This is a genomic window from Bradyrhizobium sp. 14AA (assembly GCF_054185205.1).
Map to the genome: position 1 here is coordinate 75312 of NZ_JAVAYM010000006.1, position 26084 is coordinate 101395.

Here is a 26084-nt window from a genome sequence, read left to right on the forward strand (position 1 = left end):
TTCAGGCCACGCTGACGCGGACGGTTTCGACCACGTTGCGCAAATAACCCGCCGGGTTCCAGCGCGGCTGGTCCGGCTGCGTCTCGCCGCCATTGCCGGTGGCGCGCACCTTGAGCTCGACATTGCCCGCCGCGAGCTTCACCGGCAGCTTCCATTCGCGGAATGAGTATTTGCCGAGATCCTTGCCGAGCTTGGCGTTGGTCCAGGTCTTGCCGCCGTCGGTGGAGACCTGGACGTCCTTGATGCCCTTGCCGCCGTCGAAGGCGATGCCGCGCAACGTGATGCTGCCGGCCTTCAGCTTGGCGCCATCAGGCACGCTGGTGATGAAGGAGCGGATGGTGAAGCGGTTGATCGGGATCGTCGCCTTCGGCGCCGTACCGGGCTCGATCGCGTTGTTCGGCGTATCAGGAATGCGATAGGCCGACTTCATCCAGAAGCCGTCATAGACGCTGTCGATGACGGTGATCTCGTTGAGGTGCTTGACCCAGTAGGTGCCGTAATAGCCGGGCACGATCAGGCGCAGCGGAAAGCCGTTGAGGAACGGCAGGTCCTCGCCGTTCATGCCATAGGCCAGCATCACCTCGCCGTCGATGGCGTGATCGATATCGAGCGCCTTGACGAAATCAGGCGTCTTGTCGCTGACCGGCCCGTCCATGCCGTTGAACGTCACTTGCTTGGCGCCGCTCTGCACGCCCGCCATCTCCAGCACCGCCTTCAGCGGCACGCCGCGCCAGCGCGCATTGCCCATGGCGCCGTTGGCGAGCTGTCCGCCGGCGACGCGCGGCTCGGAGAAACCGCGGCTGTTGCCGGAGCACTGGTTGACGGCGACGATCTCGGTCGCCTTCATCTTCTTGATGTCTTTCAGCGACAGCTTGAGCGGCTTGTCGACCTTGCCCTTGACCTCGAGCGTGAACTTGTCGGGGTCGAGATTGTAGGGCAGGTCCGAGAGATGGTAGCGCACGAAGAATGCGTTGTTGGGCGTGATCGGGCCGTCGTTGAACACCGCGAACGGCGTCTCGAGCTGCGGCGGCCGGCTGGTCAGGCCGATCAACGGCCGCTTCTGAGGATATCTCACCAGCGGCCGTTCGCCATTGGCGAATGGCAGGGTGACGGTGTCGAGGGCCAGCGCCTTGGTTGAGTTCAGTGCTGCCGCCATGGCGGCAAGGCCCGCTCCTTTGAGCAGGTCGCGTCGATCGAACATTCTGGTCTCCTCCCGGAGCTTTTCGTTGGCCGGCGGTCATCACCGCGAGGCCCGCGCACATCTGTCGCAACGATTTGGATGAAGTCAATTCGTGCTTTCGCAGCAAGCCCATGCCGCTGCGTTGCAGCAAGCCGGTGTTACGCTTGTAACGAGATTGAGCCGAGCTGTAGCTGCAGCCTCGGTGCACCTCTCCAGCAAGCGGGAGAGGGAGCGCGCCGCCCTTGTGGCTTGCTTGTCACGCCGCGACCTGTGCTCCGCGATCGACCAGCGCCGCCAGCTTCCTCGCATCAGCGACCACGCGCACGGTCATTGGCTCGTCGCGGCCGCGGATTGCGGCCTCGTGCTGCGGCAGCACATCGTCGGGAAGGCCCGCGGTGCGGCGGACCTCCTCCGAGACGATCGCCTCGCAGGCCAGCGTCTTGGTCATGTCCTGGAGGCGGGCGGCGACGTTGACGGCATCGCCCAGCGCGGTGAAGACGACGTGATCGCGATAGCCGATGTCGCCGATGATGACCTCGCCGCCGTGAATGCCGATGCCGAAGCGGATCGGCTGGCGCAGATCGTGGCTGAGAAGCTCGTTGAGCTCGTCGATATGGGTGGCGATGCCGCTAGCGGCCTTCAGCGCCTGCCGGCAGGCTTCTTGCGGATCGGCGCTGAGCCCGAACAGCGCCAGCATGCCGTCGCCGACGAACTGGTTCGGCTGGCCGCCGTTCTCGATCACGGCCTGCGAGACCGCGCCGAGGAAGCGGTTGACGATGAAGACGGTGTCGAACGGCAGCCGTTTCTCGGCCAGCTGCGTCGAGCCGCGCATGTCCACGAACAGGCTGACGAGATAGCGCTCCTGGCCGATCCTCGCTGGCGTCGAGGCCTGTGCGTTTGCCGACAGCGTCTGCGCCGTGAACAGCTGGAAGAAGGAGAGGTCGGACGTCGGCCGCAGCTGGCAGGCGAGGCGGATCGAAGGATCGGCGGTGCCGACGCGGGTCAATACGAAGGCTTCGCGCTGCGACGGCTCGGGCAGGGCGCCATGATCGCCGATGATGCGGATGCGGCAGGTCGAGCAGCGGGCGCGGCCGCCGCAGACGCTGGCATGCGGCACGTTGTGGCGCAGGCTCGCTTCCAGCACGGAGAGGCCCTTTGGCACCCGGACCGTCTTGCCGTTGCCGTAGGACAGCGCGATCATGCCGCCGCGCCGCTCGCGCCAGGCGCGCACGCCGCGTGCCGCCAGCGCAAGTCCCAGCAGTCCGAAATAAGTGACGGTGAGTCCGCTCGTGATACGGTCGAGCGTCGCGGCTTCGGCAGTCGAGCCGAGCTGGCGGCGGGTGAGATTATGGGTGCGCCATTCCCCGTCGTCGGCCTCGATTTCGACGCTGCGGCCACCCTGGTAGACGCCGAGCAGCGACAGCGTCGGAACCAGCACGGCGGCCGCGAGCAGATAGGGCGCGGCGCGCGTGAAGAACGGCTTGAGGCGGAGCCAGAAATAGATGCCGATGCAGCCATGGACCCAGGCGATGATCAGCAGGATTGTCATGCTCCAGATGCGGTTCGACCCGATGAAGAACAGATAGAGTTCCTGCGGATAGAGCTTCTGGTGTCCATACAGGGTCTGGCCGAGCCGTACGCCGATCACATGCGCCATGACGAGCGCGGGGATGCTCAAGCCGAGCACGAGTTGCAGCGGCTCGATGGTCTTCCACCGGAACTGCCGGCGCTGATACAGCGCGTAGACGCCGAGCCCCATATGAGTGAGCGCGGCTGTGTAGAACACGATCGCAACAGGCAGGAACTGCCAGAACAGCATGTGGTAGTGGACGCCGGCCTCCATGGCATCGACCGAGATGTTGCCGAGCGCATGGTTGAGGAAGTGGCTAACGACATAAGAGAACAGGATGACGCCGCAGATGAGCCGCACCTGCCGCGCACTGGTGCCGCGGACAAGTTCGGACATTCGTGAAAGAGCGGTGGCGGCCATGATTCGATTGTATCAGTTCTCGAAGGAGATCAGCCAGCGTAGCGTTTAATTCCGGGGGTGGACAGCTTGCCCGATCACATGCGCGGCAAGGTTACAGAACCGTAGGGTGGGCAAAGGCGCGCCCTTGCGCGCATCCGTTGTCGTCCCGGCATAGTGCGCAATTGCGCACGGGAGCCGGGACCCATAACCCCAGGGAGGCGTTTGGCGAAGACTCGTGGTTACCCGCCCGCGCCACGACTCCACCCTGTGGTTATGGGTCCCGGGCTCGCGACTACGTCGCGCCCCGGGACGACAGTAGTGTATGCGGCGCCAGCCCTCCCTACATTGACTCCCCCTCCCAAGTCGGGGAAAAGCGCGGCCGTGACGATCGTTCCCGACATCTCTGCGAAGCCAGACGGCGCCGAACGCCGCCTCATCCTCATGGCCGCGCTGATCATTGCCGCCATGACCGTGCTCCGCATCGTCTATGCCTCCGCGATCGAGCTGCGCACGGACGAGGCTTATTACTGGACCTGGTCGAAGGAGGCAGCGCTCAGCTTCCTCGATCATCCCCCGGGCATCGCCTGGCTGATCCGTTTCGGAACCGCGATCTTCGGCGACACCACGCTCGGCGTTCGCTTCGGCGGCATCGTCGCGATGCTGGTGACGCAGTTGCTGCTCGCCGACATCGTCCGCCGCCTCACCCATGATGCGCGCGCCGTCGTGTTCGCGGTGCTGATGCCGGAGGCCGCGCTCTATTACGGCCTGCTGATGGCCAAGGTCGCGCCCGATGTCGCCATGATCCCGTTCGCGGCGGCGATGATGTGGTCGCTGGTGCGGCTGGCGCAGAGCGGCGATGGCCGCTGGTGGCTCGCGGCGGGCCTGTTCGCCGGGCTGTCGATGCTGTCGAAATTCACCGCGATCATGTTCGCACCGGCGGTTGCCGCCTTTCTGCTGGTGCCGGATTGGCGCTGGCGCTGGCTGCGCAGCCCTTACCCCTATCTTGCGGTGCTGGTCGCGATCGCGGCGTTCTCGCCTGTGCTGATCTGGAACGTGCAGCATGATTGGGCCTCGTTCCGCTTCCAGGGCGTGCGCGCCACCGCCAATTACGGCATCTCGTTCCGCACCCTCGGCGACTACATCGGCTTGCAATTCGGCCTGGTCGGCTTCGTCATGCTGCCGGTGGTGCTGACGGGCCTGGTGCTGACGGCATGGCGCGGCTATCGCACGCGTGAGCCGGTCGCGATTCTGCTCTCGACGTCGGTGCTGGTGCCGTTCCTCTATTTCCTCTTCAAATCGCTGACGCTTCGGGTCGGCGACACCTGGCCGATGTTCATGTGGCCGGTCGGCTTCGCCGCCGCCGCCGTCAACCTTGTGATGCTGTCGCGTGAGAAATGGTCGGCGGGGCTGATCCGGTCGAGCCTGTTCTGGGTGAATACGGCGGTGGTCTCGGGCATCGCCTTCGTCGTCATTGTGTTTCTCTATTACGTCGCGGCGCCCTGGAATCTGCTCGGCAAGATCGATCCGATCGGCGCCGAGTCCGGCTACGAGCAGGTTGCGGCGCGCGCGCAGGCCGCGCTGGACGAGACCGGCGCGACCTGGATCGCCACGACGGACTACCGCACCTACGCCATGATGCGCTGGCTGTTCCGGGGCCGCGTGCCCGTCATCGAAATCAACGAGCGCGGCCGCTTCCAGGATTTCCGCGATCCCGGCATGGACCGGATCAGGGGCCACGCCGGCATCTATGTCGGTCGTATGCCCGACAATCGCGCGCCGCTGTGGGAGAATATCCCGGCGAAACGCGAGCAGTTCGGCGAGGTCGAGCGCCGCTGGCGCGGCGTTCTCACGGATACCTATGTAATTGAAAGGCTCACCGGCTGGACCCCCGAGCTGTCCCCGCCGAAGGACTCGCCGCTGTTTCAATGGAAGGTGCTGGCTGGGGAGTTCGAAGTGCGTTCGCTCGGATAGAGCGGCAGCTCTTCTTTCTTCTCCTCTTGTGGGAGAAGGTGGCGCAAAGCGCCGGATGAGGGGTCTCCGTCCGCGCATTCAGATGAGAGTTGGACTCGCGGAGAAATACCCCTCACCCGTCTCGCCGCTTCGCGGCGAGCCACCCTCTCCCGCAAGGGGAGAGGGGGAAGAAGCGGGCTACTCCTCGTCCTCTTTTCTCCGCAACAAATCCGTAGCGAGGTCCGACAGTTTTGGCGGCGGCAGCGCCGCGAATGGCAACGGACGCGTGACGTCGATCGCGGCCAATCCAAGCCGCGCCGTCAGCAGACCATTGAGCACGCCTTCGCCCAGCCGCTGCGACAGTTTTGCTGCAATCCCATGGCCGAGCATCTGCTGCACCAGGCTGTCGCTTGCGGCCATGCCGCCGGTGATGGCGAGATGGGCGATGACGTGGCGGAGCAGGCGGATCATGCCGAGTGCGCCGGGACGGCCGCCGTAGAGGTACGCGAGCTGGCGGATCAGGCGCAGTGCGGCGACGAACACGAACAGCACGTCGATCGCCGCGCGTGGGCTCACCGCGGTGACGATCGAGACCTTTTGCGCAGCTGACGACACCAGCCGCCGCGCCTCGGCATCCAGCGGCGACATCAACTCGCGCTCGGCGAGGCGGATCATGTCGGCGCCGTCGATGATCTCACCGGTGTGGCTCTCCAGCGTGGCGCGGGCGCGCGCCAGCTGTGGATTCTGGTGTGCGATCTTCAGGAGATCCTGCACGATCACGCGGCTCTCCTTGCGGTCGTCGCTGGCGAGCACCGCGGCGGCGTGCTGATGCAGCTTCTCGATCGTCGCCAGACGTGCGAGGCCGAACGCCTCGCGTCCGATCACCACCGCGAGCGCGAGCGCAGTGACGAACGCGAAGGAGAGCCCGACGAAGCCGAGACTTTGGCTGCGCGCAAACAGATCCTCGATTAGCCGCACCACGCCGAGCCCTGTGCCGAGCAGCGTCAGCCCGGCGAGCCCGGACCAGAACAGTGCGCCCCAGGGGAAACCGCGCCGCGCCGGTCGCGCGGTTTGAACCGGCACCGGCAGCGCCTGAGGATCGTGCTCCGGCGTGATCTGGATGGTGGCGCGGCTCAGCCGGCTGGTCTCGTCGGATTCTGTGACGACGACGCCGGGATCGTCGAGCCGGAACGTCGCCGGCCGCCGTGGCTTCGATCGGTCGTTCATGCGAGCTTGTCTCCGATCAGGAACTGCAAGGCACGGTCGAGGCGGATATGTGGCAGCGCCGGCTCGTTAGCACCCTCGCGTTCGAGCTTGGGCGGCCGGAAGCGCAGGAAGCGGAAGTCGCTCTTTTCGGCGACCTGTGTCGATAGGCCCTGGAACGCATCCCTGCCGTTGAACAGCGGCTCGGGATCGAGCGGCAGGTCGCCTGGAAACGTTGCGACCTCCGTGTTGCCGTCGAAGAACTCGCCGCCGGCGCTTTCGCCCGCGGCCGGCGTTCCCAGGATCGACGGCAATTTGTCGCGGCCATGCGCGACCTGTGCCTCGCGGGTGGCGCGCACCGCGGCAAGCGCCACCACGTCGATCTCTGCGCCGGTATTCTCCGCGCGCGCGACCGCCTGGGTCACAGCACGGCGCAGCACGGCCTCGAGCCGGTCGTGGCTGGAATGATGCAGATGGTCCGCCTTGGTCGCCGCGAACAGGATGCGGTCGATGCGCGGCCGGAACAGGCTGGAGAGGAATGTGCTGCGGCCGGTATTGAAGCAGTCGAGGATTCCTGCGAGCGCCGCTTCGAGATCGTGCAGTGCCTCAGGGCCCGAGTTGAACGCGGCGAGCGCATCGGCCAGCACGATCTGGCGATCGAGCCGGGCAAAATGGTCGCGGAAGAACGGCCGCACCACCACGTCCTTGTAGGCCTCATAACGGCGCACCATCATCGCCCACAGCGATCCCTCCGGTGCCTGGCCGCCTGCGGGAACGTCGAGCGGCGCAAAGGTCAGCGCCGGCGTGTCGGCGAGATTGCCGGGCATCAGGAAGCGGCCGGGCGGCAGCAGGCTCATCGCGAAGCGCTCGTCGCGGCAAGCGCGCAAATAGCCGGTGAAGAGCTTTGCAGCCGTCAGCGTGGCCTGCTCGTCCTCGCGCGCCTCGGGCTTGAGCGTGGCGAGATGCGCGTGCCATTCGCCGGCAAGATGCGCGCGCGGCGCCTCGCGCGACAGCGCGAGGCTCTCCGCCGACCATTGCTCATAGCTCTTCTGGAGCAGCGGCAGGTCGAGCAGCCATTCGCCGGGATAGTCGACGATGTCGAGCGTCAAGGTGCGGTCCGCGCCGTTCTGGCGCTGATAGTCGATGACGAGGCGCAGCTCGCTGATATCCACGGTCGAGTTCGGCCAGCGCCGCTCCTCGACCAGTGCGCGCAGATGGTTCTCATAGGCAAAGCGCGGCACGGCATCGTCCGGTTGCGGCGCCAGATGCGCCCGCGCAACCCGGCCCGAGGCATAGGCCTCGAACACCGGAAACCGGCCGCCGCGGGTGAGGCCGTGGATCAGCGCGGTGATGAACACCGTCTTACCGGCCCGCGACAGGCCGGTGACGCCAAGCCGCACCGTCGGGTTGAAGAAGTGCTCGCCATAGTCGATCAGCGCCCGGGCCGACAGGCGCGCCTCCTCGACCATATCCTGGAAACTGAATGCCATATGAACGTGAGGGGGCTCGGGCGCGGGATACGCAAAACGGACTAGTCACAAAAGTGGCAACTGCCTGAGGAAAATCAAGCTTTCATACTTCCACCGTCTTTGTCGGCAAATCAGCCGTTTGAACGACGCGCCGGTCCCGAAAGACCCATACAAGAGGGCATTGCCTTAGCCTTTGCGGATTGCCATGACCGTCTTCCAACTGAAACAGTTCGCGTCCACCTCCGTTCACGTCGCAGCCGACGTGATCGGCTGGAACTATGACCGCGCCGAGCTGATCGCCGACGGTGTCGTCCACGCGATCGGCGTGCTCTTCGGCATCATCGCCGCGACCGTGCTGGTGGTGCTGACGGCGGTCTATGCCGATGCGACCAACATCGTCGGCGTCTCGATCTATGTCGCCGGGCTGCTGTCGATGCTGGTGCTGTCGGCGACCTATAATCTCTGGCCGGTGTCGCCGGCCAAATGGCTGCTGCGGCGGTTCGATCATTCCGCGATTTACCTCCTGATCGCCGCGACCTACACGCCGTTCATCCTGGAGGTGAAGGACAGCGTGTTCGCGCTGGTGCTTCTCGCCGGCGTCTGGTGCGTCGCAATCCTCGGCATTGTGCTCAAGCTCTGTTGCCCCGGCCGGTTCGACCGCCTCTCGGTCGGCATCTATCTTGCGATGGGCTGGAGCGGCGTGATGCTCTACGACGCCGTGGTCAGGGCGCTGCCCGCGCTGGTGCTGGGCTTCATCCTTGCGGGCGGCCTGCTCTACAGCTTTGGCGTGATCTTCCACGCCTGGCGGCGGCTGCGCTTCCAGAATGCGATCTGGCACGGCTTTGTCTTGGCCGGTGCGGCGTGCCATTATACCGCGGTGCTCGACCTCGTGTTGAGCTAAGCAGAATCCGCGACGCGGAATAAGCGACGCGGTATAAAGCGGTATAAGACAAGAGGAGACGTCGCATGCAGGTGACCGGCAAGGTCGTGGTCGTCACGGGCGGCGCAAACGGCATCGGCAAGGCGCTGTGCGAGGCCTTTCACAGGGCGGGCGCCGCCAAGGTCGTCGTCGCGGATATGGATGCCGCCAATGCGCGGGCGGTCGCCGCCATGGTGGATGGCGCGGCCTTCAAATGCGACGTCGCGCAGGAAAAGGACGTCGCCCACGTCATCGAGGAGACCGAGCGGCAGTTCGGCCCGATCGCATTGTTCTGCTCCAATGCCGGCATCGGCGGCGGCTTCGACCCGATGTCGGTGAACGCCGGCGGCGCCTCCGACGAGCCGTGGCAACGCAGCTGGGCGATTCACGTCATGGCCCACGTCTATGCGGCGCGACATCTCATCCCCCGCATGAAGACGCGTGGCGGCGGTTATTTCCTCAACACCATCTCGGCCGCGGGCCTCTTGTCGCAGGTCGGCAGCCCGGCCTATTCGACGACGAAGCACGCTGCGGTCGGCTTTGCCGAAAACCTCGCGATCTCGCACAAGGCTGACAACATCAAGGTCTCGATCCTCTGCCCGCAGGGCGTCGACACCAACATGCTGCGCTCGATCCCCAAGGGCCCGCAATCCGGCGACGGCGATCTCACGGCCGAGCAGGTGGCGAAGGACGTGCTCGCCGGCCTCGATCAGGAAACCTTCCTGATCCTGCCGCACCCCCAGGTGCTCGGCTACATGCGCAAGAAGACCGAGAATTACGACCGCTGGATCGGCGGCATGGCCAAGATCCAGGCGAAGATGCGGGAGGAGTTCGGGAAGTAGGGGAGGGGCGCCACAATTTCGGTGTCGTCCTGGCGAAAGCCAGGACCCATACCGCGTGATCTCTCTATGGTGTGGTAATGGGTCCTGGTGGTTAAGCAGCAGACGCCGCCGCCTCATCCTCCACCCGGCTCTGCCGTAACGCTCGCGCATAGAGCATCATCCCCTCGCGCACCGTACGTTGCTCCGCCGCCGTCAGCGCCGCCAGCGCGCCGCTCACCTGCTGCCGCCCGAACCCATGCAGCGCCTCCATCGTGCGGCGTCCCTTCGCCGTCAGCGACAGCCTCTTGCTGCGTGCATCAAGCTCATCCGGCGTCTCCCTGAGCTCGCCGCAATCGATCAGCTTGCGCACCAGGCGGCTGACGCTGGATTTCTCCAGCCGCAGAAAATCGCCGAGCTCGCCTGACGTCATGGGGCCGCGGATGCCGATCTCCAGGATCGTATGCACGGCCGAGGGCGGATAGTCCGACGCCGCCACCGTCGCATCCATGAAGCCGAGCTCGCGCACCATCAACCGCGAAGCGGCGCGGATGTCGTCGATCAGCGAAAGCTCGGCCATCTTGACTCCCTGCGCATAGTTGTATCATACAACTATCTGCGCGCAGCGCCGCGCGCAAGCGTTTTGGAGTGAGCCATGAGCGGAACTTTGCCTGCGGGGATGCGGATGAAGGGCAAGGTGTGCCTGGTCACGGGCGGCGGCAGCGGCATCGGCCGCGCCACGGCCTTGCGGATGGCGTCTGAAGGGGCGGAGGCGGTCATCGTCGCCGGCCGGCGCGAAGCCGAGATCGAGGCGACAGCTTCAGCGTGCCGCGAGCTCGGTGCGGAAGCGATTGCGCTCAAGACCGACATCACGCGGGAAGACGACGTCGCGCGCCTCGTTCGCACAGCCGTCGAGCGTTGCGGCCGGCTCGACGTCGCCTTCAACAATGCCGGCTTCCAGGAGCGCCGCGCGCCGCTGGAAGAGCAGGGCACTGACATCTACGACAGCGTGTTCGACACCAATGTCCGGGCGCTGTTTTTGTGCCTGCGCCATCAATTGCCGGCGATGCTGGCGCAGGGACGCGGCAGCATCGTCGTCAACGCCTCCGTCAGCGGCGTGCGCAATCCCAATCCCGGCTTCTCGCTCTATTCGGCTTCGAAGGCCGCCGCGATCTCGCTGACGCGCTCGGCGGCGATGGAAAACGCCCCGCGTGGCATCCGTATCAACGCCATCGCGCCAGGCCGCGTCGTCACCGACATGATGCTGCGCGCCGGCGTCGGTGATATCGCAACCGTCAGTGCCGGCCTGCCGCTGCGGCGGATGGGCAGCCCGGAGGAGGTGGCGGAAGCGGTGGTGTGGCTGTCGTCGGATGCGTCGTCGTACGTGGTCGGGCACGTGCTGGCGGCGGATGGGGGATTTTTGGCGTCGTAGTGTGTGGAGCGGTCGCGCCACACCTTCGCCGGGACGACAACCTAATGCTTCTGCCCGTACAGCACCGGCACCGCGGAATCCACGACGACCTCCACCAGGCTCGTGCCCTCAAATGCCATCCCGCGCTTCAGCGCATCGCCGAGCTCCGCTGCCTTGCGTACCCGCACCGCATGGCAGCCCATGCCTTCGGCGAGGCGGACGAAATCGATTCCCGGCAGCTCCAGCCCGGGCACGTTGCGCACCTGCATCACCTGACTGAACGAGCGCATCGCGCCGTAGCCGGAATTGTTGATGACGACGATGGTCAGCGGCAGCTTGCGCTGCGCGGCGGTCCACAGCGCCTGGATCGAATACATCGCCGAGCCGTCGCCGATCAGGCAGACCGTGCGCTGTTTCGGCTTGCCGAGCGCCATGCCGACGGCGGCGGGCAGCGAGTAGCCGAGGCCGCCGCTCGCCATGGTGTAAAAACTGTCCTGGCCGCGCATCGGCAGGAACTTTTGCATCGCCGGCCGGTGCGAGGGCACTTCCTCGACGAGTGATGCGCCATCCGGCATCGCCTGCGACAGCGAATGCAGCAAAAACTCCACCGGCAGCGGATCGGCGGCCTGCGGCGCCGACGGCAGCGTGCGGCCTTTTGGCGTGGCGCGTTTGCTCTCGGGCAATAGCTCGAGCAGCATTGCAAGCGCCGGCTTCATGGTGGCGACGATGCTGGTGCCGACGGGCGTCACCGCCGCGGCATCCGGATCATCAGTGATCTGGAAGATCGTTGCCCCGCCATCGAAGATCGCAGCATGGCCCTCGACATGGAAGGTGAACACCGGCGCGCCGATCACGACGACGAGGTCGTGCTCGCGCAGCGCATCGGAGAGCTGCGCCGGCGAGGCGTGCAAGAAGCCCGCGAACTGCGGATGGCGTTCGGGGAACGAGCAGCGCGCCGAGAACGGGCTGACCCAGACCGAAGCCTTGGCCTTCTCGGCGACGCGCACTATCAGATCGACCGCACCGGCGCGGTCGATGCCGGGGCCGACGACGAGGGCAGGGTGTTTTGCAGTACCGAGCGCGGCAACCAGCGCTTTCATCGCGTCAGGCTCGGGGCCGATCTCGCGGCTGACCTTGCGCGCTTCGATCGGCGCCGTGGCATGCGTCCAGTCGTCGATCGGGATCGATACGAAGGTCGGCCCGCAGGGCGGCTGCATCGCGGTGTAATAGGCCCGGGCGATCGCGGCCGGCACGTCCTCGGGCCGCGCCGGCTCGACGCTGTATTTGACGTAGGGCCGCGGAAACTCCGACGCGCGCTCGGCATAGAGGAACGCCTGCAGCGGCAGGATCGAGCGCGCCTGCTGGCCCGCGGTGATCACCAGCGGCGTCTGGTTGCGGTGTGCGGTGTAGATGTTGCCGAGCGCGTTGCCGACCCCGGCCGCCGAATGCAGGTTGACGAAGCCGGCATTGCGCGTCGCCTGCGCGTAACCGTCGGCCATGCCGACCGCGGAAGCCTCTTGCAGCGCCAGCACGTAGTCGATGTCGTCGGGCCAGTCGCTCAGGAACGGCAGCTCGGTGGAGCCGGGATTGCCAAACACCCTGCCGATGCCGAAGGAGCGCAACAGGTCGAGCGTCGCCTGCTTCACGGTGACGGATTTGCCGCCGGTCTTGCCGTTCTTGGCCATGGTTTCCGTCCCTTGTTCATTCCTCATCCTGAGGAGCGCGTCTTCGCGCGTCTCGAAGGATGAAGGCCCGGCTGGTGGCCTCGCCCTTCGAGACGCGCGCGAAGGGCGCGCTCCTCAGGGTGAGGGTCTAGCAGCAGCGTATCACCAAACCGCCGTGCCCTTCATCGTCGGCTGTCCCTCCGCGTTCGCAGTCCACACCTCCATGCTCTCGCCGCTGTCGTTGGCGTTGATCGAGAACTCGGTCCCCTCGAACAGCGGCTGCAGCCCGCGATAGGTGAACTTCTTCGGCGCCTTGCCATCACGCAGCTTTGCCGCCATCTCGATAATCAGCGCCGCCTGCAACGGGCCGTGGAAGATCAGCCCGGGATAGCCCTCGACCTTGGTGACGTAGTCGCGATCGTAATGAATGCGGTGGCCGTTGAAGGTCAGTGCGGAATAGCGGAACAGCAGCACGGGATCGGAGACATGAGTCTCGCGATGCTGCGCCTTCGGGGGCGGGGGCGGGGCCTTGCCGCCAGCGGGCGCACTGGTCGTCATCTCGCGATAGACGATGTCCTGGCGCTCGCGGATGGCCACGCCGCGTGGACAGGAGATGCTGTGCTCGACCGAGACGAAGCACAGCGTGCCAGTCGAGCCTGATTTCACCTGAACGTCGGCAATGCGCGAGGTCCGCGTCGATTCATCGCCGACGCACAGCGGCTGCAAAAACTCGATCTCGCCGCCGGCCCACATCCGGCGCGGCAGCGGCACCGGCGGCAGGAAGCCGCCGCGGGTCGGATGGCCGTCGGGCCCCAGCATCGACATCGGGAACACCGGCTGCGCGAGACACCAATGTACCGTGAACGGCGCGGCATCGCCCGTTTTGGGCGCGCCCACGTCCTGGAATAGCGTCGCGCGCAGGCCCATGACGAGCTGCGCGGTGACGATGTCTGTGGCCTCCGTGCTGCGGCCGATCCATTGCCTGAGATGATCGATGTCGAGCTTCTCGGTCATGACGCCTCGCTCTTCTTACTTTTTGGATTGCGGCTTTTCGCCGATGGCCGGCACGGCACCATAGCTGCGCGTCTCGCCGACGATGATCGGCGCCGGCGCGGGATAGCTGACGCGTCCCTGCGGCGTGTCGACCTCGATGCGGCGCAGATGCGGATGGTTGGTGAGGTCGGCCATGGTGTTGACCTCGGCGAAAGCGATGTCAGCGTCCGACAGCCGCTTGAGCAACTCGTCGCGCGTCATCTTGCCGAAGATGTCGGCAACCGTTGTGTCGGTGAAGTCGCGGTTGCGTACGCGCTCGACCATGTTGGCGACGCGGGGATCGGCGGGCAGATCCGGCTGATCCAGCACCTTCACGCAGAGCGTCTTCCACTCGCGCTCGCTCTGGATCGAGATCAGGATGTCCTTGCCGTCCCTGGAGGTGAACACGCCATAGGGCGCGATCGAGGGATGGCGCAGGCCCATGCGCTTGGGCGGATTGCCGGCTTCGGAGTTGAGCAGCGGCACGGTGCACCAGTCCGCCATCACGTCGAACATGGAGATGCGGATGTCGGCGCCCTTGCCGGTGCGCCCGCGCCCGATCAGCGCTTCCAGAATTGCGGCGTGCGCGGTGGCGCCGGTCGCAACGTCCACGATCGACATGCCGACGCGCGAGGCGCCGTCGGGATTGCCGGTGATCGAGGCAAGGCCGCTCTCGGCCTGGATCAGGAGGTCATAGGCCTTGCGATGCGCGTAAGGGCCTTCGTCGCCATAGCCGGTGATGGTGCAGGAGATCAGCTTTGGATAATCCTTCAGCAGCCGCTCGCGCGAGAAGCCGAGCTTGTCCATCGAGCCCGGCTTGAGGTTCTGGATCAGCACGTCGGCGCTGGCGATCAGCTTCTCCAGCTCGGCGCAGCCTTCTTTGGTCGCAAGATCGACCACCGCCGATTGCTTGCCGCGGTTGAGCCAGACGAAATAGCTGCTCTGGCCCTTGGCCGCCGCGTCATAGCCGCGGGCGAAGTCGCCTTCGGGCCGCTCGATCTTGATGACTTCCGCGCCGGCGTCCGCCAAGCGCGAGGAGCAGAACGGCGCCGCCACCGCCTGCTCGACCGCAATCACCCTGATCCCGTCAAGTGCTCTCATGATGGCTGCCTCAGTACGAGCGGGGCATGCCGAGCACGTGCTCGGCGACGAAGGACAGCACGAGGTTGGTCGAGATCGGCGCCACCTGATAGAGCCGCGTCTCGCGGAATTTGCGCTCGACGTCGTATTCCTCGGCAAAGCCAAAGCCGCCATGGGTCTGGATGCAGGCATTGGCCGCTTCCCAGGATGCGTCTGCCGCCAGCATCTTGGCCATGTTGGCCTCGGCGCCGCAGTCGAGCCCGGCCTCGTATTTGCGCGTGGCTTCCTTCACCATCAGCTCGGCTGCGCGCATCGAGGCGTAGGCCTTGGCGATCGGAAACTGGATGCCCTGGTTCTGGCCGATCGGCCGGCCGAAAACGCTGCGCTCCTTGGCGTAGTTCGTCGCCTTGGCGATGAACCATTTGGCGTCGCCGACGCATTCCGCCGCGATCAGGATGCGTTCGGCATTCATGCCGGACAGGATGTAGCGAAAGCCCTTGCCTTCCTCACCGATCAGGTTCTCCGCCGGCACCTTCATGTCGGTGAAGAACACTTCGGTGGTGGCGTGGTTCATCATGGTGCGGATCGGGCGGATCTCGAGGCCATTGTTCTTGGCCTCGCGCATATCCACGATGAACACCGACAAGCCGTCCGTGCGTTTCTTGACCTGCTCCTTCGGCATGGTGCGCGCCAGCAGCACCATCAGGTCGGAATGCTCGGCGCGACTGGTCCAGATCTTCTGGCCGTTGACGATATAGCCGTCGTTGCCGTCCTTGCGCGCAAAGGTCTTCAGCGAGGTGGTATCGGTGCCGCTGGTCGGCTCGGTGACGCCGAAGGCCTGCAGGCGCAATTCGCCGCTGGCGATCTTCGGCAGGTACTTTGCCTTCTGCTCGGCATTGCCGTGCCGCAGCACCGTGCCCATCGTGTACATCTGGGCGTGGCAGCCGCCGCCGTTGCAGCCGGCGCGCTGGATCTCTTCCAGGATCGCCGCCGCCGCGGAGAGCTTCAACCCCGCGCCGCCATACTCTTCCGGGATCAGCACCGAGAGATAGCCGGCCTCCGTCAGCGCATCGACGAAGGCCTTCGGGTACGCCATCTCGCGATCGAGCTTGCGCCAGTATTCGCCGGGAAACTGCGCGCAGAGTTTTGCGACGGCCTCGCGGATGTCGGCGTGATCTTCGGTGTGGTGTTCTTCACTCATGGCGTTTCCCGTCTGTGCGGCTGTTAAGATAACGCCGGCCAACGCTCCGGCGTTGTGAAAACAACGCCGGCCCCCTATGCTCATTTGCTATAGCGTATGAAGTAGCCTTCGAGGATTGGCAAGCATGGATTTCCGGCAGCTCAGGACCTTCAGTTGCGTGGCGGAGCTCGGCAGTCTCTCCAAGGCGTCCGACACGCTGCGCGTGGCGCAGCCGGCGCTGAGCCGCCAGATCAAGCTCCTGGAACACGAGCTGCGCACCGAATTGTTCACGCGCAACGGCCGCGGCATGGTGTTGACCGAGGCCGGTCGCCTGTTGCTGGCGCGCACCTCCGGCATCGTGCGGCAGATCGACCAGATCCGCGACGACATTCAGTCGTCCAAGGGATCGCCGTCCGGCCAGGTCGTGCTCGGCCTGGTTCCGACCGTGAGCTGCGTGCTGTCGGCGCGCTTTGCGCGGCGCTGCGTCGAAAAATTTCCCGGCATCTCGCTGCGCATCGTCGAGAGCTACAGCGGCCATCTCGTCGAATGGCTGCATCGCGGCGAGATGGACCTTGCCATCCTCTACGGCCGCTCGGCCGATTTGCACCTCAACGTGCAGAGCTTGGGGCGCGACAACATCGTCGCGGTCGGCCCGCGCGGCTGTGGCCTCGCGCGCAAGAAGAGCGTCGATGTCGGCTGGCTGCTCCGGCAACGTCTGGTGCTGCCCAGTCATTCCCACGGCCTTCGCGCGCTGATCGAGCACGCGGCGGCCCAGCGCAAGATCAAGCTCGACGTCCAGCTCGAGGCGGATTCGTTCCGCGTACTGACGAGCCTCGTCGAGGAGGGGCTCGGCTTCGCGCTGCTGCCGCCGTCGTCGGTCCGCGGTGAGGTCGCGGAGGGCCGGCTGGAAACCGCTGTGGTCTCGAAGCCGATGTCGCGCGAGCTCATTTTCGCCTCTCCAATCGACCGCCCGGTCTCGACGGCTTCGCTGGCCGTCACGGCGCTTTTGCGCGACGAGGTCGCCGCCTGCCGCAAGGAAGGCGTGTGGGACATCAGGCTCGCGTGACGGCCGGCGCTGAATTCTCGGTGGGATTTAGGACACAAGCCGCCGGGCGGCCCTTCGCATATTGAGCGAGCTGTCATGCCGGAATTTTATAGCTGGGGCGGGGCTCGTCATTGCGAGCGCAGCGAAGCAATCCAGAATCCCTCCGCGGTGGCAGTCTGGATTGCTTCGTCGCAAGAGCTCCTCGCAATGACGGAGGATGGAGCCTACCCCGGTATCCTTACCGGCAGCGATTCATATCCCTTGATGAAGCTCGAATAGATCCGCTTGGGCTCGCCGACCACCTCGATGCGGTCGAAGCGCTTCAGCATCTCCTCCCAGACGATCCGCAATTGCAACTCAGCAAGCCGCATGCCGACGCAGCGGTGGATGCCGAAGCCGAAGGAGAGATGGGTGCGCGGCCGCGGGCGGTCGATGATGAAGTCGTTCGGCTTCTCGAACATCTCCTCGTCGCGGTTGCCGGAGACGTACCACATCACGACGCGGTCGCCCTTCTTGATCTGCTTGCCGCCGATCTCGGTGTCCTGGAGCGCGGTGCGCCGCATATGCGCCAGCGGCGTCTGCCAGCGGATCACCTCCGGCACCATGGAATCGATCAGCGCCGGATTGGCGCGCAGCATCTCGTACTGGTCCGGGTTCTCGTTCAGCGCCAGCACCGAGCCGGTCATGGTGTTGCGGGTGGTGTCGTTGCCGCCGACGATGAGCAGGATGATGTTGCCCATGAGGTTGTCGGGGTCCATGTGGCGCGTGGCGTCGTTATGCGCCATCAGCGACAGCAGATCGTTGCGCGGCGCGGAGTTGACGCGCTCGTTCCACAGCCTGGACATGTAGGCGTAGCACTCGTCCATCTCGCGGCGGCGCTCTTCAGCGGAGGCGACGATGCCGCTCTTGGGCAGCGCGGTCGAGACGTCGGACCAGCGCGTCAGCTTGCGCCGTTCCTCCCAGGGAAAGTCGAACAGGGTCGCGAGCATCTGCGTCGTCAGCTCGATCGAGACGCGCTCGACGAAGTTGAAGGTTTCGTTGCGCGGCAGATTGTCGAGCACGGTCTGCGAGCGCTGCCGGATCAGCTTTGCAAGTTCGTCGAGGTGCGTCGGCGTGAACATCGGCGACACGGTCTTGCGCTGCGACGAATGCTTGGGCTGGTCCATCGCGATGAAGCTCGGCCAGTCGTAGCCTTCCGGCACGTCGCGGATCGAGATGCCGCCAAGCGTGGAGTCCGAGGAGAACAGGCCGTGGTTGGTATCGACATGCATTATGTCGTTGTATTTCACCACCGACCAGTACGGATCGATCGGCGCATTGGTGCAGTAATGCACCGGCTCTTCCTTGCGCAGCCGCTCGAACCACGGCCACAGCGTGTCGTCCTGGAACAGCCTGGGCGCGCCGGGATGGAATTGCGACAACGGCGTCGCATAGGCCTCCTCGCGCGCCCGGCGCATACGTTCGGCCTTGTCCACCTTAACCGGTGCTTGGATGTTCATGGTCGTGGCTCCAGTGTTTTCTCGCATCGCCTTTCCCCGCCGGGAGAGGGAGTTCTCACGCATCACGCCGCAATCTTCACCGGCAGCTCTTCCAGACCCTTGACGAAACTCGAATAGACCCGCTTCGGCTCGCCGACCACGTCGATATGGTCGAAGCGCTTCAGGATCTCTTCCCAGATAATCTTCAGCTGCAGTTCGGCAAGCCGCAAGCCGACGCAGCGGTGGATGCCGAAGCCGAAGGAGAGATGCGTGCGCGGGCGGGCGCGGTCAATGATGAAATCGTAGGGCTTTTCGATCGCCTCCTCGTCGCGGTTGCCCGAGACGTACCACATCACGACCTTGTCACCTTTCTTGATCTGCTTGCCCCGGAACTCGAAGTCGGCAAGCGCCGTGCGCCGCATATGGGCCAGCGGCGTCTGCCAGCGGATCACCTCCGGCACGAAGCTGTCGAGCAGCGCGGGATTTTCGCGCAGCTTGCGATACTGCTCCGGATGCTGGCTCAGCGCGTGGAGCGAGCCCGACATGGTGTTGCGCGTGGTGTCGTTGCCGCCGACGATCAAAAGAACGAGATTGCCGAGGAAGTTCTTCGCGTCCATGTCACGCGTCGCGGCGCCATGCGCCATCATCGACAAGAGGTCGCTCTTCGGCGGCTGCTCGATACGCTCCTTCCACAGCCGGGCGAAATAGCCGGCGCATTCCGTCAGCTCGGCCTGCCGCTCGTCTTCGGTCGCGACGAGGCCGTCGGGGCCGGGAATAGTGGTGGCGATGTCGGACCAGCGCGTCAGCTTGCGGCGGTCCTCCCAGGGGAAGTCGAACAGCACGGCCAGCATCTGCGTGGTGAGCTCGATCGAGACGCGGTCGACCCAGTCGAACACCTCGCCGCGCGGCAGATTGTCCAGGCACTCGGCCGAGCGTTTGCGGATGTTGAGCGCGAGATTGTCCAGATGCGTCGGCGTGAACATCGGCGCCACGGTCTTGCGCTGCGCGGCATGGCGCGGCGGGTCCATCGAGATGAAGCTCTCGCGGCGCAGGTCGGGATCGATGTCCCGGATGGTGATGCCGCCGAGGGAGGAGGCCGAGGAGAACACCGAATGGTTGGTCTCGATCTCCATGATGTCGTTGTACCGCGTCACCGACCAGTACGGTCCGAACATCGAGTTCTTGCAGTAATGGACGGGATCCTCTCGGCGCAGGCGATCGAAATAAGGCCAGAACGTATCGGTCCTGAACAATTCGGGGTCGCCCGGATCGAATTGCTCCAGCGGCAATGACGACGCGCGTTCGCGCAATGCGTCGAGCTTGGACGCGTTCTCGATGGTCCCGTGCATGACCGCTCTCCCTGACGTTCTTCCGCGCGCTTTTTTATGAATTCTGCACTGCGGTATTTGATTTGCAATTACAGCCGGTTGTCTGCGCCGGAGCAAGGGAGACTTTTGCCACGTCCAACCTTTGCGAGAGATGGGTAGCTCGTAGCCCGGATGGAGCGGAGCGCAATCAGGGTCCGCTTTGGCTTGTGGCAAGACCCCGGATTGCGCTCCGCTCCATCCGGGCTACGGGACAGCGCGAACGTGATCTCTCGCACGCCGCCCAACCTGAAATCATGTGAGAAAATCGGCTGGAATCGAGGTAAATCGAACCCGCCCGCCTTGGGGATCGACCAATCTCTGATCTATAGTTTGACTGCAATAGGCCCGCACCCCGAGGTTGCCGCCGTGAACGACATGCAATGGGCCCCCATCGGCTCCGAACCCGTCCCCCCGCCGCTGCCGCCGACGCGGGTCGACTTCACCGGAAACCGTTCCGAGTTCCGCAAATTGGTCACCAAGGGTGCCATGCTGGAGCTCGTCACCTTCGGCTTCTACCGCTTCTGGCTCGTCACCGACATCCGCCGTCATCTCTGGACACACACCGCGATCGACGGCGATGCCGCCGAATATACCGGTCGCGGCAAGGAGCTGCTGATCGGCTTCCTGTTCGCGCTCGCGATCCTGGTGCCGATCTATCTGGCCTATTTCCTGATCGGCATCGAGTTCGAGCGCTGGCAGGGCTTTGCCTCGACACCGCTGTTCATCAGCTTCTACGCCTTCGGCCAGTTTGCGATTTTTCGCGCGCGACGTTACCGGTTGACCCGCACGGTCTGGCGCGGCGTGCGGTTCTGGATGGACGGCTCGGGCTGGGCCTATTCGTTCCGCGCCATGGCGTGGGGCCTGCTGGTGTTTCTGACGCTCGGCCTGGCGCTGCCCTGGCGCGCGGCTTCGCTCGAGCGCTACAAGATGCGCCACACCCATTACGGCGATTTGCGCGGCGATTTCGAGGCCGACGGCTGGACCTTCTTCAAGCGCGGCTGGTGGCTGTGGCTGCTCAGCCCGATCGCGCTGCTGATCTTCCCGCTTGCGCCGTTCTTCTACGCCGAGTTCAAGGCGCGGGAATGGCGCTGGTGGCTCGACGGCATCCGCATCGGCGGCGTCAGCCTGTCCTCGGAGTTGCCGCACGACGCGTTCTACGGCCTGTACTGGAAGGTGATCGGCTGGTGGATGCTGCTCTCGACCATTTTCGCCGCCTATCTCGGCGGCGCCACCATGCTCGTTGTGCAGCTGAGCGGCCTTCCGGCCGAGCAGGTGTTCGGGCCCGACAATAGCGCCAAGAGCATCCCGATGGTGGTGATGATGGTCATCGGCTATTTTGCCGTGGCGCTTGCGGTCAACATCGTCATGCGGGTCTATCTGCAGCGTGATCTCTGGGCCAAGGTGCTGGCGACCGTCCAGGTGCACAACATCGGCGCCGCGGCGGACGTGCGCGGCAGCGGCGAGCTTGCCAGCGCGCTCGGCGAGGGTTTTGCCGATGGGCTCGATGTCGCAGGATTCTGAGCTGTGAGTGAGTTGTCTACCGAGCCACCGGCGCAGTCGGCCAAGCCGACCATCTTCTTCGACGGCGTGTCGAGCCGCAGGCGGCAAGTGGTGTTGACCCTCGGTGATGCGCTCGAGATCGCCGAGGAGGGGGCAGCGCCGGTTCGCTGGGCCTATGCCGACATCCGCCGCGCCGACAGTCCCGCCGGGGTCTTGCGTCTGGCCTCGACGTCCGCGCCGCCCCTGGCGCGGCTCGAAATCCGCGACGCCGCGCTCGCCACCGACGTGACCGTCCGCTGCATGCGGCTCGACGAGCACCAGACCTCGCGCCGCGGTGTTGCAAAAATCGTCGGCTGGTCGGTGGCTGCCGCCGTCTCCATCGTTGGCGTCGTGCTGTTCGGCGTCCCGCTCGCGGCCGACCGTCTCGCGCCGCTGGTGCCGAAACCGATCGAGCGGCGCATTGGCGATGCGTCGGAAGTCCAGGTGAAAACCATCTTCGGTCGCAACGTGTGCGAAGACCCCGCTGGCAAGGCGGCGTTCACAAAGCTCGTCAACCGTCTGCGCGATGCCGCCGGCCTCGACGACGATTCCATGACGGCCGGCGTGCTGCCGACCTCGGTGCCGAATGCGTTCGCACTGCCCGGCGGCAAGGTGTACGTGCTGAGGGGCCTGCTCGACAAGGCGCAAAACCCCGACGAGCTTGCCGGGATCCTCGCCCACGAGCTCGGTCATCTCAAGCATTACGACAACATGCGCGGCCTGATCTACAACGGCGGCACCTCGTTCCTGATCGGGCTGCTGTTCGGCGACGTCACGGGCTCGAGCGCCGTGATCTTCGCCTCGCGCAGCGTGGTCGAGGCGTCTTACTCGCGCGAGGCCGAAGCCGCCGCCGATACGTTCGCGATCGAGATCATGCACAAGCTCGGCCGCTCGCCGAAGCCCGCGGCCGAGCTGATGTTCCGCATCACCGGCAAGGAAGGCGGCTCTGGCCTGACAAATATTCTCGCCAGCCACCCGCTGACCGAGGATCGCCTCGCCCGCATGACCAGGGAAGACCGCCCGGCCAGCGGCCCGCCGTTGCTGACGGACAAGGAATGGCAGTCGCTGAAGCTGATCTGCGGCAGCGGGAAGATCTGAGCGCGATGCGACTTAGGCCAGGCAATCTCGTCAGGCACAGGAGCGGCGGTCCGATCATGATCGTTGATCGTGAAGTGTCGCACTCGTCCCTTGAGCCGCTAGTCAGTTGCTTCTGGGTTGAAGCCGGTCAGCGCCACGCTGCCTCCTTCAAGGAAGACTCGCTCCAGGCGGTCAACGGCGACGGCTCGCCTCGGGACTACGACGCCGAGACGTAACGTCGATCTTATCTCGTCCCGTAAGCGCGGTCGCCGGCATCGCCAAGGCCCGGCAGGATAAAGCCGTTCTCGTCGAGACCTTCGTCCACCGCAGCTGTCCAGATATGGACGTCCGGATGCAGTCCGCGCAGCCGCTCAAGGCCTTCTGGCGCTGCAATCAGGCAGGCGAGGCGGATCTCCTTGGCGCCACGTTCCTTCAGCCGGTCGATCGCGGCGACGGCGGTGTTGGCGGTTGCGACCACCGGGGTGACCACAATGGCGAGGCGTTCGCTGAGATCGGACGGCGATTTGAAGAAATACTCGACCGCGGCAAAACTGTGTGGCTCACGGTAGAGGCCGATATGCGCGATGCGCGCGGTCGGCACCAGGTCCATCATGCCGTCGACGAAGGTCGTGCCGGCGCGCAGCATCGGCACGAACACCAGCTTCTTGCCGGCGATCTTGGCCGAATGCATCGTCGCCAGCGGCGTCTCGATCACGGTGTCGGCGAGCGGCAGGTCGCGCGTCACCTCGTAGCACAAGAGCATGCCGATCTCCTTGATCAGCTCGCGGAACGACTTTGTCGAGATGGACTTGTCGCGCACCAAGGTCAGCTTGTGCTGCACCAGCGGATGATCGACGATCGTGACGCCTTCCATGATCGGATGCCTTTCTTCCTTCTCCCCTTGTGGGAGAAGGTGGCGCAAAGCGCCGGATGAGGGGTCTGTCTCCGCGAATTCAAGCGAGAGATGTGCCCGTGGAGACAGACCCCTCACCCGGCTTCGCTTTCGCGAAACCACCCTCTCCCACAAGGGGAGAGGGTTTAGAAAACCGTGCCGTCGCTGATGACCTTGAGCGGCGGTGAACCATCGGGACGGCGCGCGAAGGCGATGGCGCGGCCCGCGGCCCAACTGCCGCCTTCCAGAATGCTGGCGAGCGGCAATGTCTCTGGCGTGCGGCCGAGCTTGGCGCGGATGCGCTCCGCCAGCCGGTCGAGCAGCGCAACCGTCAGCGCGCGCCACTCCACGACGAGCAGCGAATCCACCGCATGCGCGCGCTCGGCATCCGTGGCGTTACGCAGGCGCAGCACCTCGTGATCGACGAACAGGCCGCCATTGCGGTATTCGGCAAGCCCGGTCAGGCCGTCGATCTCGGTGACGTCAAATCCGGCGCGCTGAAGCGGCTCGATCAGCGAATAGCTCAGCCATTGCGAGAGCTTGTGCAGGGGCACGAGGCCCGCGGTTTCGTCGTCCGTCCTGAGCGCCGGGTGGCGCCAGCAATCGCCGAGTGGAATGCCGGCAAGTTCGAGGCGCGATGGCCAGATCGGTCCCAGCTGGTTCAGCACTGCCGACAGGATGGCGGGCGCGGCGATAGCGCCGCCCACAGCTTGCGCCGCGATGTGATCGAACAGCCCGCCCGGCCGAGGCGCATCTTGCAGGCCGAAAATCCCGGCGCGCTCCCCGACCAGCTTGCCCAAACGCCGCAGCAGATCCGCGCGCCCCTCGAGGCTGAGCAGCGGATTGCTGTCGCTGACCTGAAAGGCGGAGGTGAGCGCGGCGAGCGGCAGCTGCGCGAGCACGTCCGCATCGGCCCTGAACGGCGAGCCGGCGTCGCGCGAAAAGAGACCGCTCGCGAACATGTCGAGGCTCGCGATCGCAAGCCCCTCTGACCGGCCGATGCTTTCGCCGGTCACGGCGTCGCGATAGCGCCACGCCGCGCCGGCGCCGGCGTCGAGCAGTACGGAGACGATCGCAAGGTCGAACTCCGCGCGCGCCCGCGCCGCGCGATCCGACCACGAAGCCGCGTTCGCAAGGCTTGCCCAGCGATCGACGCCGCCGAACACAAAATGCCGCCACCGTGCATGGAAGGGAACGTCCAGCGTCGGATAGGCTTTTCGCGTGACAGCCAGCACGGCGTCGGCGACGCCGTCCATGCGGTCGAGATTGATCGTGAAGTGGTTCAAGCCGCCGGCGAGGCCGAGCTCGAGCATCTGTCCGGCCCGCGCGCGCACCGCTGCTGCGGAGAGCAGCGCGCGCGCTTGTAATTCCAAAGCCTCCGCCATCACGTGATCAGTATTTTTCCAGCGAGCGGCCGACCACGCCGTCCACGTCCTTCTCCGGCGCGATGTCGGTCGTGTAATAGCCGGCGGCTTTCTTCGCGGCGATCTCGACATGGGCGTCGGCCGGGATCAGTTCCAGCGGGATCGGCACGCGCTCGACGATGTCGATGCCCTGCGAGGTCAGCGCGTCGTATTTCATGTCGCTCATCGACAGGAAGCGGTCGATGCGCTTCAGGCCGAGCCAGTGGATCGTATCGGGCATCAATTGCTGGAAGCGGGCGTCCTGGACGCCGGCGACGCATTCGGTGCGCTCGAAATAGGCGGCGGCCGCATCGCCGTCCTCCTGGCGCTTGCGCGCGTTGTAGACCAGGAATTTCGTGACCTCGCCGAGTGCGCGGCCTTCCTTGCGGTTGTAGACGACGAGCCCGAGCCCGCCCTCCTGCGCGCCGCGCGCGGATTCCTCGATGCCGTGGATCAGATAGGGACGGCAGGTGCAGATGTCGGAGCCGAACACGTCGGAGCCGTTGCACTCGTCATGCACGCGGCAGGTGATCTTGGTGCGATGGTCCGGCAGCTTGGCGACGTCGCCGAACATGTAGACCGTGGTGCCGCCGATCGGCGGCAGGAACACCTTCATGTCCGGCCGCGTCACGAGTTCGGGGAACATGCCGGCGGTCTGCTCGAACAGCGTGCGGCGCAGCTCGGTCTCGCCGGTGCCGAAGCGCGCTGCAAGGCCCGGCAGATACCAGACCGGATCGATCGCGATCTTCACCACGGAGACGCTGCCATTGGCATGCACGACCTCGCCGTCGGCGCGCAAGCGTTTCGCGGCCAGCGCCTCGCGGATCTCCGGCAGGTCCAGCCGCGCGCGCGTCACCGCGATGCTCGGGCGGATGTCGACGCCCTCGGCGATGTCCTTGCCAAAATTCTCCGCGACCAGGTGCCCCCAGGGATCGAGCGCGACGATTTTTGCGGGATCGCGCCACTGCTCGAACGGTCCGATGGTCGCGGCCGGAAAGGTGTTGGTGAGATCGGGCCGCCGGATCGGATCGAGCGCGCCGGCAGAGACGGCGAGCGCCCGGTACATCGCATAGGAGCCGCCATGGCTGCCGATCACGTTGCGATCCCCGGCGCGCGACACCGTGCCGATGATCGGACCGCGGGCGCGCGCATCCGCGGCACCCCAGTGGATCGGGAAGGCGGCCTTCCGGCCCGGCTCCGGATGGGAGGTCAGGCGGATGTGGTCGGTACGGTTCGCGCGGCTCATGTCCAGGCTCCCAAAAAGCCAACGGCCCGCCGCTCGGACGGGCCTGGCTCGCTTGCGTTGCCGATGCGGAGCGCCGGTGACGCGAGCTCAATCCAACATATTGTAGCGGCGAGACGCGACAGACAAGTTAATCGTGGCGCGCGGGCTCGGCCGTTCGTGGCC

General features: G+C 65.5%; 22 protein-coding genes. 8 read left to right on the top strand and 14 right to left on the bottom strand.

The annotated features are described in order from the left end of the window. Nucleotide 1: 1 nt before the first annotated feature. Together sorA and RAD15_RS13570 are read right to left on the bottom strand one after the other, a co-directional pair. Nucleotides 2-1201: a SorA family sulfite dehydrogenase catalytic subunit gene (gene sorA / locus RAD15_RS13565; RefSeq protein WP_458178142.1), complete on the bottom strand. Its 1200-nt coding sequence runs from the start codon at nt 1199-1201 to the stop codon at nt 2-4. A gap of 235 nt (nt 1202-1436) precedes the next feature. Then, nucleotides 1437-3170, bottom strand: coding sequence for an adenylate/guanylate cyclase domain-containing protein (locus RAD15_RS13570; protein ID WP_458178144.1), 1734 nt, complete (start codon nt 3168-3170; stop codon nt 1437-1439). A gap of 420 nt (nt 3171-3590) precedes the next feature. On the opposite strand from RAD15_RS13570, the gene RAD15_RS13575 reads away from it, so the two are divergent. After that, nucleotides 3591-5120 carry a glycosyltransferase family 39 protein gene (locus tag RAD15_RS13575; RefSeq protein WP_458178575.1) on the top strand — a complete coding sequence of 510 codons (1530 nt, stop codon included), beginning with the start codon at nt 3591-3593 and terminating at the stop codon, nt 5118-5120. Nucleotides 5121-5297: 177 nt separating this feature from the next. On the opposite strand, the gene RAD15_RS13580 is transcribed toward RAD15_RS13575, so the two are convergent. Both RAD15_RS13580 and RAD15_RS13585 read right to left on the bottom strand, forming a co-directional pair. Beyond that, a complete protein-coding gene (locus RAD15_RS13580; protein WP_458178146.1) occupies nt 5298-6326 on the bottom strand; it encodes a YcjF family protein in 1029 nt (342 codons plus the stop codon). Next, complete coding sequence (locus tag RAD15_RS13585; RefSeq protein ID WP_458178148.1) at nt 6323-7792, bottom strand: YcjX family protein; 1470 nt, start codon at nt 7790-7792, stop codon at nt 6323-6325. Before RAD15_RS13585 ends, RAD15_RS13580 begins: the two co-directional genes overlap by 4 nt. A gap of 184 nt (nt 7793-7976) precedes the next feature. On the opposite strand from RAD15_RS13585, the gene trhA reads away from it, so the two are divergent. Together trhA and RAD15_RS13595 are read left to right on the top strand one after the other, a co-directional pair. Next, a complete protein-coding gene (trhA, locus tag RAD15_RS13590) occupies nt 7977-8672 on the top strand; it encodes a PAQR family membrane homeostasis protein TrhA (protein WP_458178150.1) in 696 nt (231 codons plus the stop codon). Nucleotides 8673-8737: 65 nt separating this feature from the next. Then, on the top strand, nt 8738-9532 hold the full coding sequence (locus RAD15_RS13595) for an SDR family oxidoreductase (protein WP_458178152.1): 795 nt from the start codon (nt 8738-8740) through the stop codon (nt 9530-9532). A 91-nt stretch (nt 9533-9623) separates the two neighbouring features. Here RAD15_RS13595 and RAD15_RS13600 read toward each other — a convergent pair whose 3' ends face one another. Next, nucleotides 9624-10088 carry a MarR family winged helix-turn-helix transcriptional regulator gene (locus tag RAD15_RS13600; protein ID WP_458178154.1) on the bottom strand — a complete coding sequence of 155 codons (465 nt, stop codon included), beginning with the start codon at nt 10086-10088 and terminating at the stop codon, nt 9624-9626. 75 nt (nt 10089-10163) lie between these two features. Here RAD15_RS13600 and RAD15_RS13605 point away from each other — a divergent pair, with 75 nt between their 5' ends. After that, nucleotides 10164-10940, top strand: coding sequence for an SDR family NAD(P)-dependent oxidoreductase (locus RAD15_RS13605; RefSeq protein WP_458178156.1), 777 nt, complete (start codon nt 10164-10166; stop codon nt 10938-10940). A 41-nt stretch (nt 10941-10981) separates the two neighbouring features. Here RAD15_RS13605 and mdlC read toward each other — a convergent pair whose 3' ends face one another. The 4 genes from mdlC to RAD15_RS13625 form a co-directional block, all read right to left on the bottom strand. Continuing rightward, nucleotides 10982-12604, bottom strand: a complete 1623-nt coding sequence (gene mdlC / locus RAD15_RS13610; RefSeq protein ID WP_458178158.1) for a benzoylformate decarboxylase — start codon at nt 12602-12604, stop codon at nt 10982-10984. A gap of 141 nt (nt 12605-12745) precedes the next feature. Then, nucleotides 12746-13597 carry an FAS1-like dehydratase domain-containing protein gene (locus tag RAD15_RS13615; protein ID WP_458178160.1) on the bottom strand — a complete coding sequence of 284 codons (852 nt, stop codon included), beginning with the start codon at nt 13595-13597 and terminating at the stop codon, nt 12746-12748. A gap of 15 nt (nt 13598-13612) precedes the next feature. After that, entirely contained in the window at nt 13613-14716 is a 1104-nt protein-coding gene (locus RAD15_RS13620; RefSeq protein ID WP_458178162.1) for a CaiB/BaiF CoA transferase family protein, read from the bottom strand. Between the two features lie 10 nt (nt 14717-14726). Continuing rightward, nucleotides 14727-15896 carry an acyl-CoA dehydrogenase family protein gene (locus tag RAD15_RS13625; RefSeq protein ID WP_458178164.1) on the bottom strand — a complete coding sequence of 390 codons (1170 nt, stop codon included), beginning with the start codon at nt 15894-15896 and terminating at the stop codon, nt 14727-14729. Between the two features lie 124 nt (nt 15897-16020). Here RAD15_RS13625 and RAD15_RS13630 point away from each other — a divergent pair, with 124 nt between their 5' ends. Then, nucleotides 16021-16941, top strand: coding sequence for a LysR substrate-binding domain-containing protein (locus RAD15_RS13630; RefSeq protein WP_458178166.1), 921 nt, complete (start codon nt 16021-16023; stop codon nt 16939-16941). A 203-nt stretch (nt 16942-17144) separates the two neighbouring features. On the opposite strand, the gene RAD15_RS13635 is transcribed toward RAD15_RS13630, so the two are convergent. Together RAD15_RS13635 and RAD15_RS13640 are read right to left on the bottom strand one after the other, a co-directional pair. Continuing rightward, nucleotides 17145-18419, bottom strand: coding sequence for a cytochrome P450 (locus RAD15_RS13635; RefSeq protein WP_458178168.1), 1275 nt, complete (start codon nt 18417-18419; stop codon nt 17145-17147). Between the two features lie 62 nt (nt 18420-18481). After that, the gene (locus tag RAD15_RS13640; protein ID WP_458178170.1) at nt 18482-19747 is read right to left on the bottom strand and encodes a cytochrome P450; all 1266 of its coding nucleotides are present in this window, start codon (nt 19745-19747) and stop codon (nt 18482-18484) included. A 384-nt stretch (nt 19748-20131) separates the two neighbouring features. On the opposite strand from RAD15_RS13640, the gene RAD15_RS13645 reads away from it, so the two are divergent. The 3 genes from RAD15_RS13645 to RAD15_RS13655 are packed head-to-tail and all read left to right on the top strand — an operon-like array spanning nt 20132 to nt 22617. Then, complete coding sequence (locus RAD15_RS13645; RefSeq protein WP_458178172.1) at nt 20132-21286, top strand: YjgN family protein; 1155 nt, start codon at nt 20132-20134, stop codon at nt 21284-21286. 3 nt (nt 21287-21289) lie between these two features. Beyond that, entirely contained in the window at nt 21290-22402 is a 1113-nt protein-coding gene (locus RAD15_RS13650; RefSeq protein ID WP_458178174.1) for a M48 family metallopeptidase, read from the top strand. 56 nt (nt 22403-22458) lie between these two features. Beyond that, entirely contained in the window at nt 22459-22617 is a 159-nt protein-coding gene (locus RAD15_RS13655) for a hypothetical protein (RefSeq protein ID WP_458178176.1), read from the top strand. Nucleotides 22618-22625: 8 nt separating this feature from the next. Here the strand turns inward: RAD15_RS13655 and upp are convergent, their stop codons facing one another. The 3 genes from upp to RAD15_RS13670 all read right to left on the bottom strand — a co-directional run bounded on the left by upp (nt 22626) and on the right by RAD15_RS13670 (nt 25922). Then, entirely contained in the window at nt 22626-23255 is a 630-nt protein-coding gene (upp, locus tag RAD15_RS13660) for a uracil phosphoribosyltransferase (protein ID WP_458178178.1), read from the bottom strand. Nucleotides 23256-23419: 164 nt separating this feature from the next. Further along, nucleotides 23420-24658 (bottom strand): URC4/urg3 family protein, encoded by a 1239-nt coding sequence (locus tag RAD15_RS13665; RefSeq protein ID WP_458178180.1) that lies wholly within the window; start codon nt 24656-24658, stop codon nt 23420-23422. A 7-nt stretch (nt 24659-24665) separates the two neighbouring features. Next, a complete protein-coding gene (locus tag RAD15_RS13670; RefSeq protein WP_458178182.1) occupies nt 24666-25922 on the bottom strand; it encodes a GTP cyclohydrolase II in 1257 nt (418 codons plus the stop codon). Between the last annotated feature and the right edge of the window lie 162 nt (nt 25923-26084).

What these genes read in the sequence shown, in the direction of transcription:
- sorA (WP_458178142.1), bottom strand. Translation starts at nt 1,201, where the DNA reads ATGTTCGATCGACGCGACCTGCTCAAAGGAGCGGGCCTTGCCGCCATG.
- RAD15_RS13570 (WP_458178144.1), bottom strand. Translation starts at nt 3,170, where the DNA reads ATGGCCGCCACCGCTCTTTCACGAATGTCCGAACTTGTCCGCGGCACC.
- RAD15_RS13575 (WP_458178575.1), top strand. Translation starts at nt 3,591, where the DNA reads ATGGCCGCGCTGATCATTGCCGCCATGACCGTGCTCCGCATCGTCTAT.
- RAD15_RS13580 (WP_458178146.1), bottom strand. Translation starts at nt 6,326, where the DNA reads ATGAACGACCGATCGAAGCCACGGCGGCCGGCGACGTTCCGGCTCGAC.
- RAD15_RS13585 (WP_458178148.1), bottom strand. Translation starts at nt 7,792, where the DNA reads ATGGCATTCAGTTTCCAGGATATGGTCGAGGAGGCGCGCCTGTCGGCC.
- trhA (WP_458178150.1), top strand. Translation starts at nt 7,977, where the DNA reads ATGACCGTCTTCCAACTGAAACAGTTCGCGTCCACCTCCGTTCACGTC.
- RAD15_RS13595 (WP_458178152.1), top strand. Translation starts at nt 8,738, where the DNA reads ATGCAGGTGACCGGCAAGGTCGTGGTCGTCACGGGCGGCGCAAACGGC.
- RAD15_RS13600 (WP_458178154.1), bottom strand. Translation starts at nt 10,088, where the DNA reads ATGGCCGAGCTTTCGCTGATCGACGACATCCGCGCCGCTTCGCGGTTG.
- RAD15_RS13605 (WP_458178156.1), top strand. Translation starts at nt 10,164, where the DNA reads ATGAGCGGAACTTTGCCTGCGGGGATGCGGATGAAGGGCAAGGTGTGC.
- mdlC (WP_458178158.1), bottom strand. Translation starts at nt 12,604, where the DNA reads ATGGCCAAGAACGGCAAGACCGGCGGCAAATCCGTCACCGTGAAGCAG.
- RAD15_RS13615 (WP_458178160.1), bottom strand. Translation starts at nt 13,597, where the DNA reads ATGACCGAGAAGCTCGACATCGATCATCTCAGGCAATGGATCGGCCGC.
- RAD15_RS13620 (WP_458178162.1), bottom strand. Translation starts at nt 14,716, where the DNA reads ATGAGAGCACTTGACGGGATCAGGGTGATTGCGGTCGAGCAGGCGGTG.
- RAD15_RS13625 (WP_458178164.1), bottom strand. Translation starts at nt 15,896, where the DNA reads ATGAGTGAAGAACACCACACCGAAGATCACGCCGACATCCGCGAGGCC.
- RAD15_RS13630 (WP_458178166.1), top strand. Translation starts at nt 16,021, where the DNA reads ATGGATTTCCGGCAGCTCAGGACCTTCAGTTGCGTGGCGGAGCTCGGC.
- RAD15_RS13635 (WP_458178168.1), bottom strand. Translation starts at nt 18,419, where the DNA reads ATGAACATCCAAGCACCGGTTAAGGTGGACAAGGCCGAACGTATGCGC.
- RAD15_RS13640 (WP_458178170.1), bottom strand. Translation starts at nt 19,747, where the DNA reads ATGCACGGGACCATCGAGAACGCGTCCAAGCTCGACGCATTGCGCGAA.
- RAD15_RS13655 (WP_458178176.1), top strand. Translation starts at nt 22,459, where the DNA reads ATGATCGTTGATCGTGAAGTGTCGCACTCGTCCCTTGAGCCGCTAGTC.
- upp (WP_458178178.1), bottom strand. Translation starts at nt 23,255, where the DNA reads ATGGAAGGCGTCACGATCGTCGATCATCCGCTGGTGCAGCACAAGCTG.
- RAD15_RS13665 (WP_458178180.1), bottom strand. Translation starts at nt 24,658, where the DNA reads ATGGCGGAGGCTTTGGAATTACAAGCGCGCGCGCTGCTCTCCGCAGCA.
- RAD15_RS13670 (WP_458178182.1), bottom strand. Translation starts at nt 25,922, where the DNA reads ATGAGCCGCGCGAACCGTACCGACCACATCCGCCTGACCTCCCATCCG.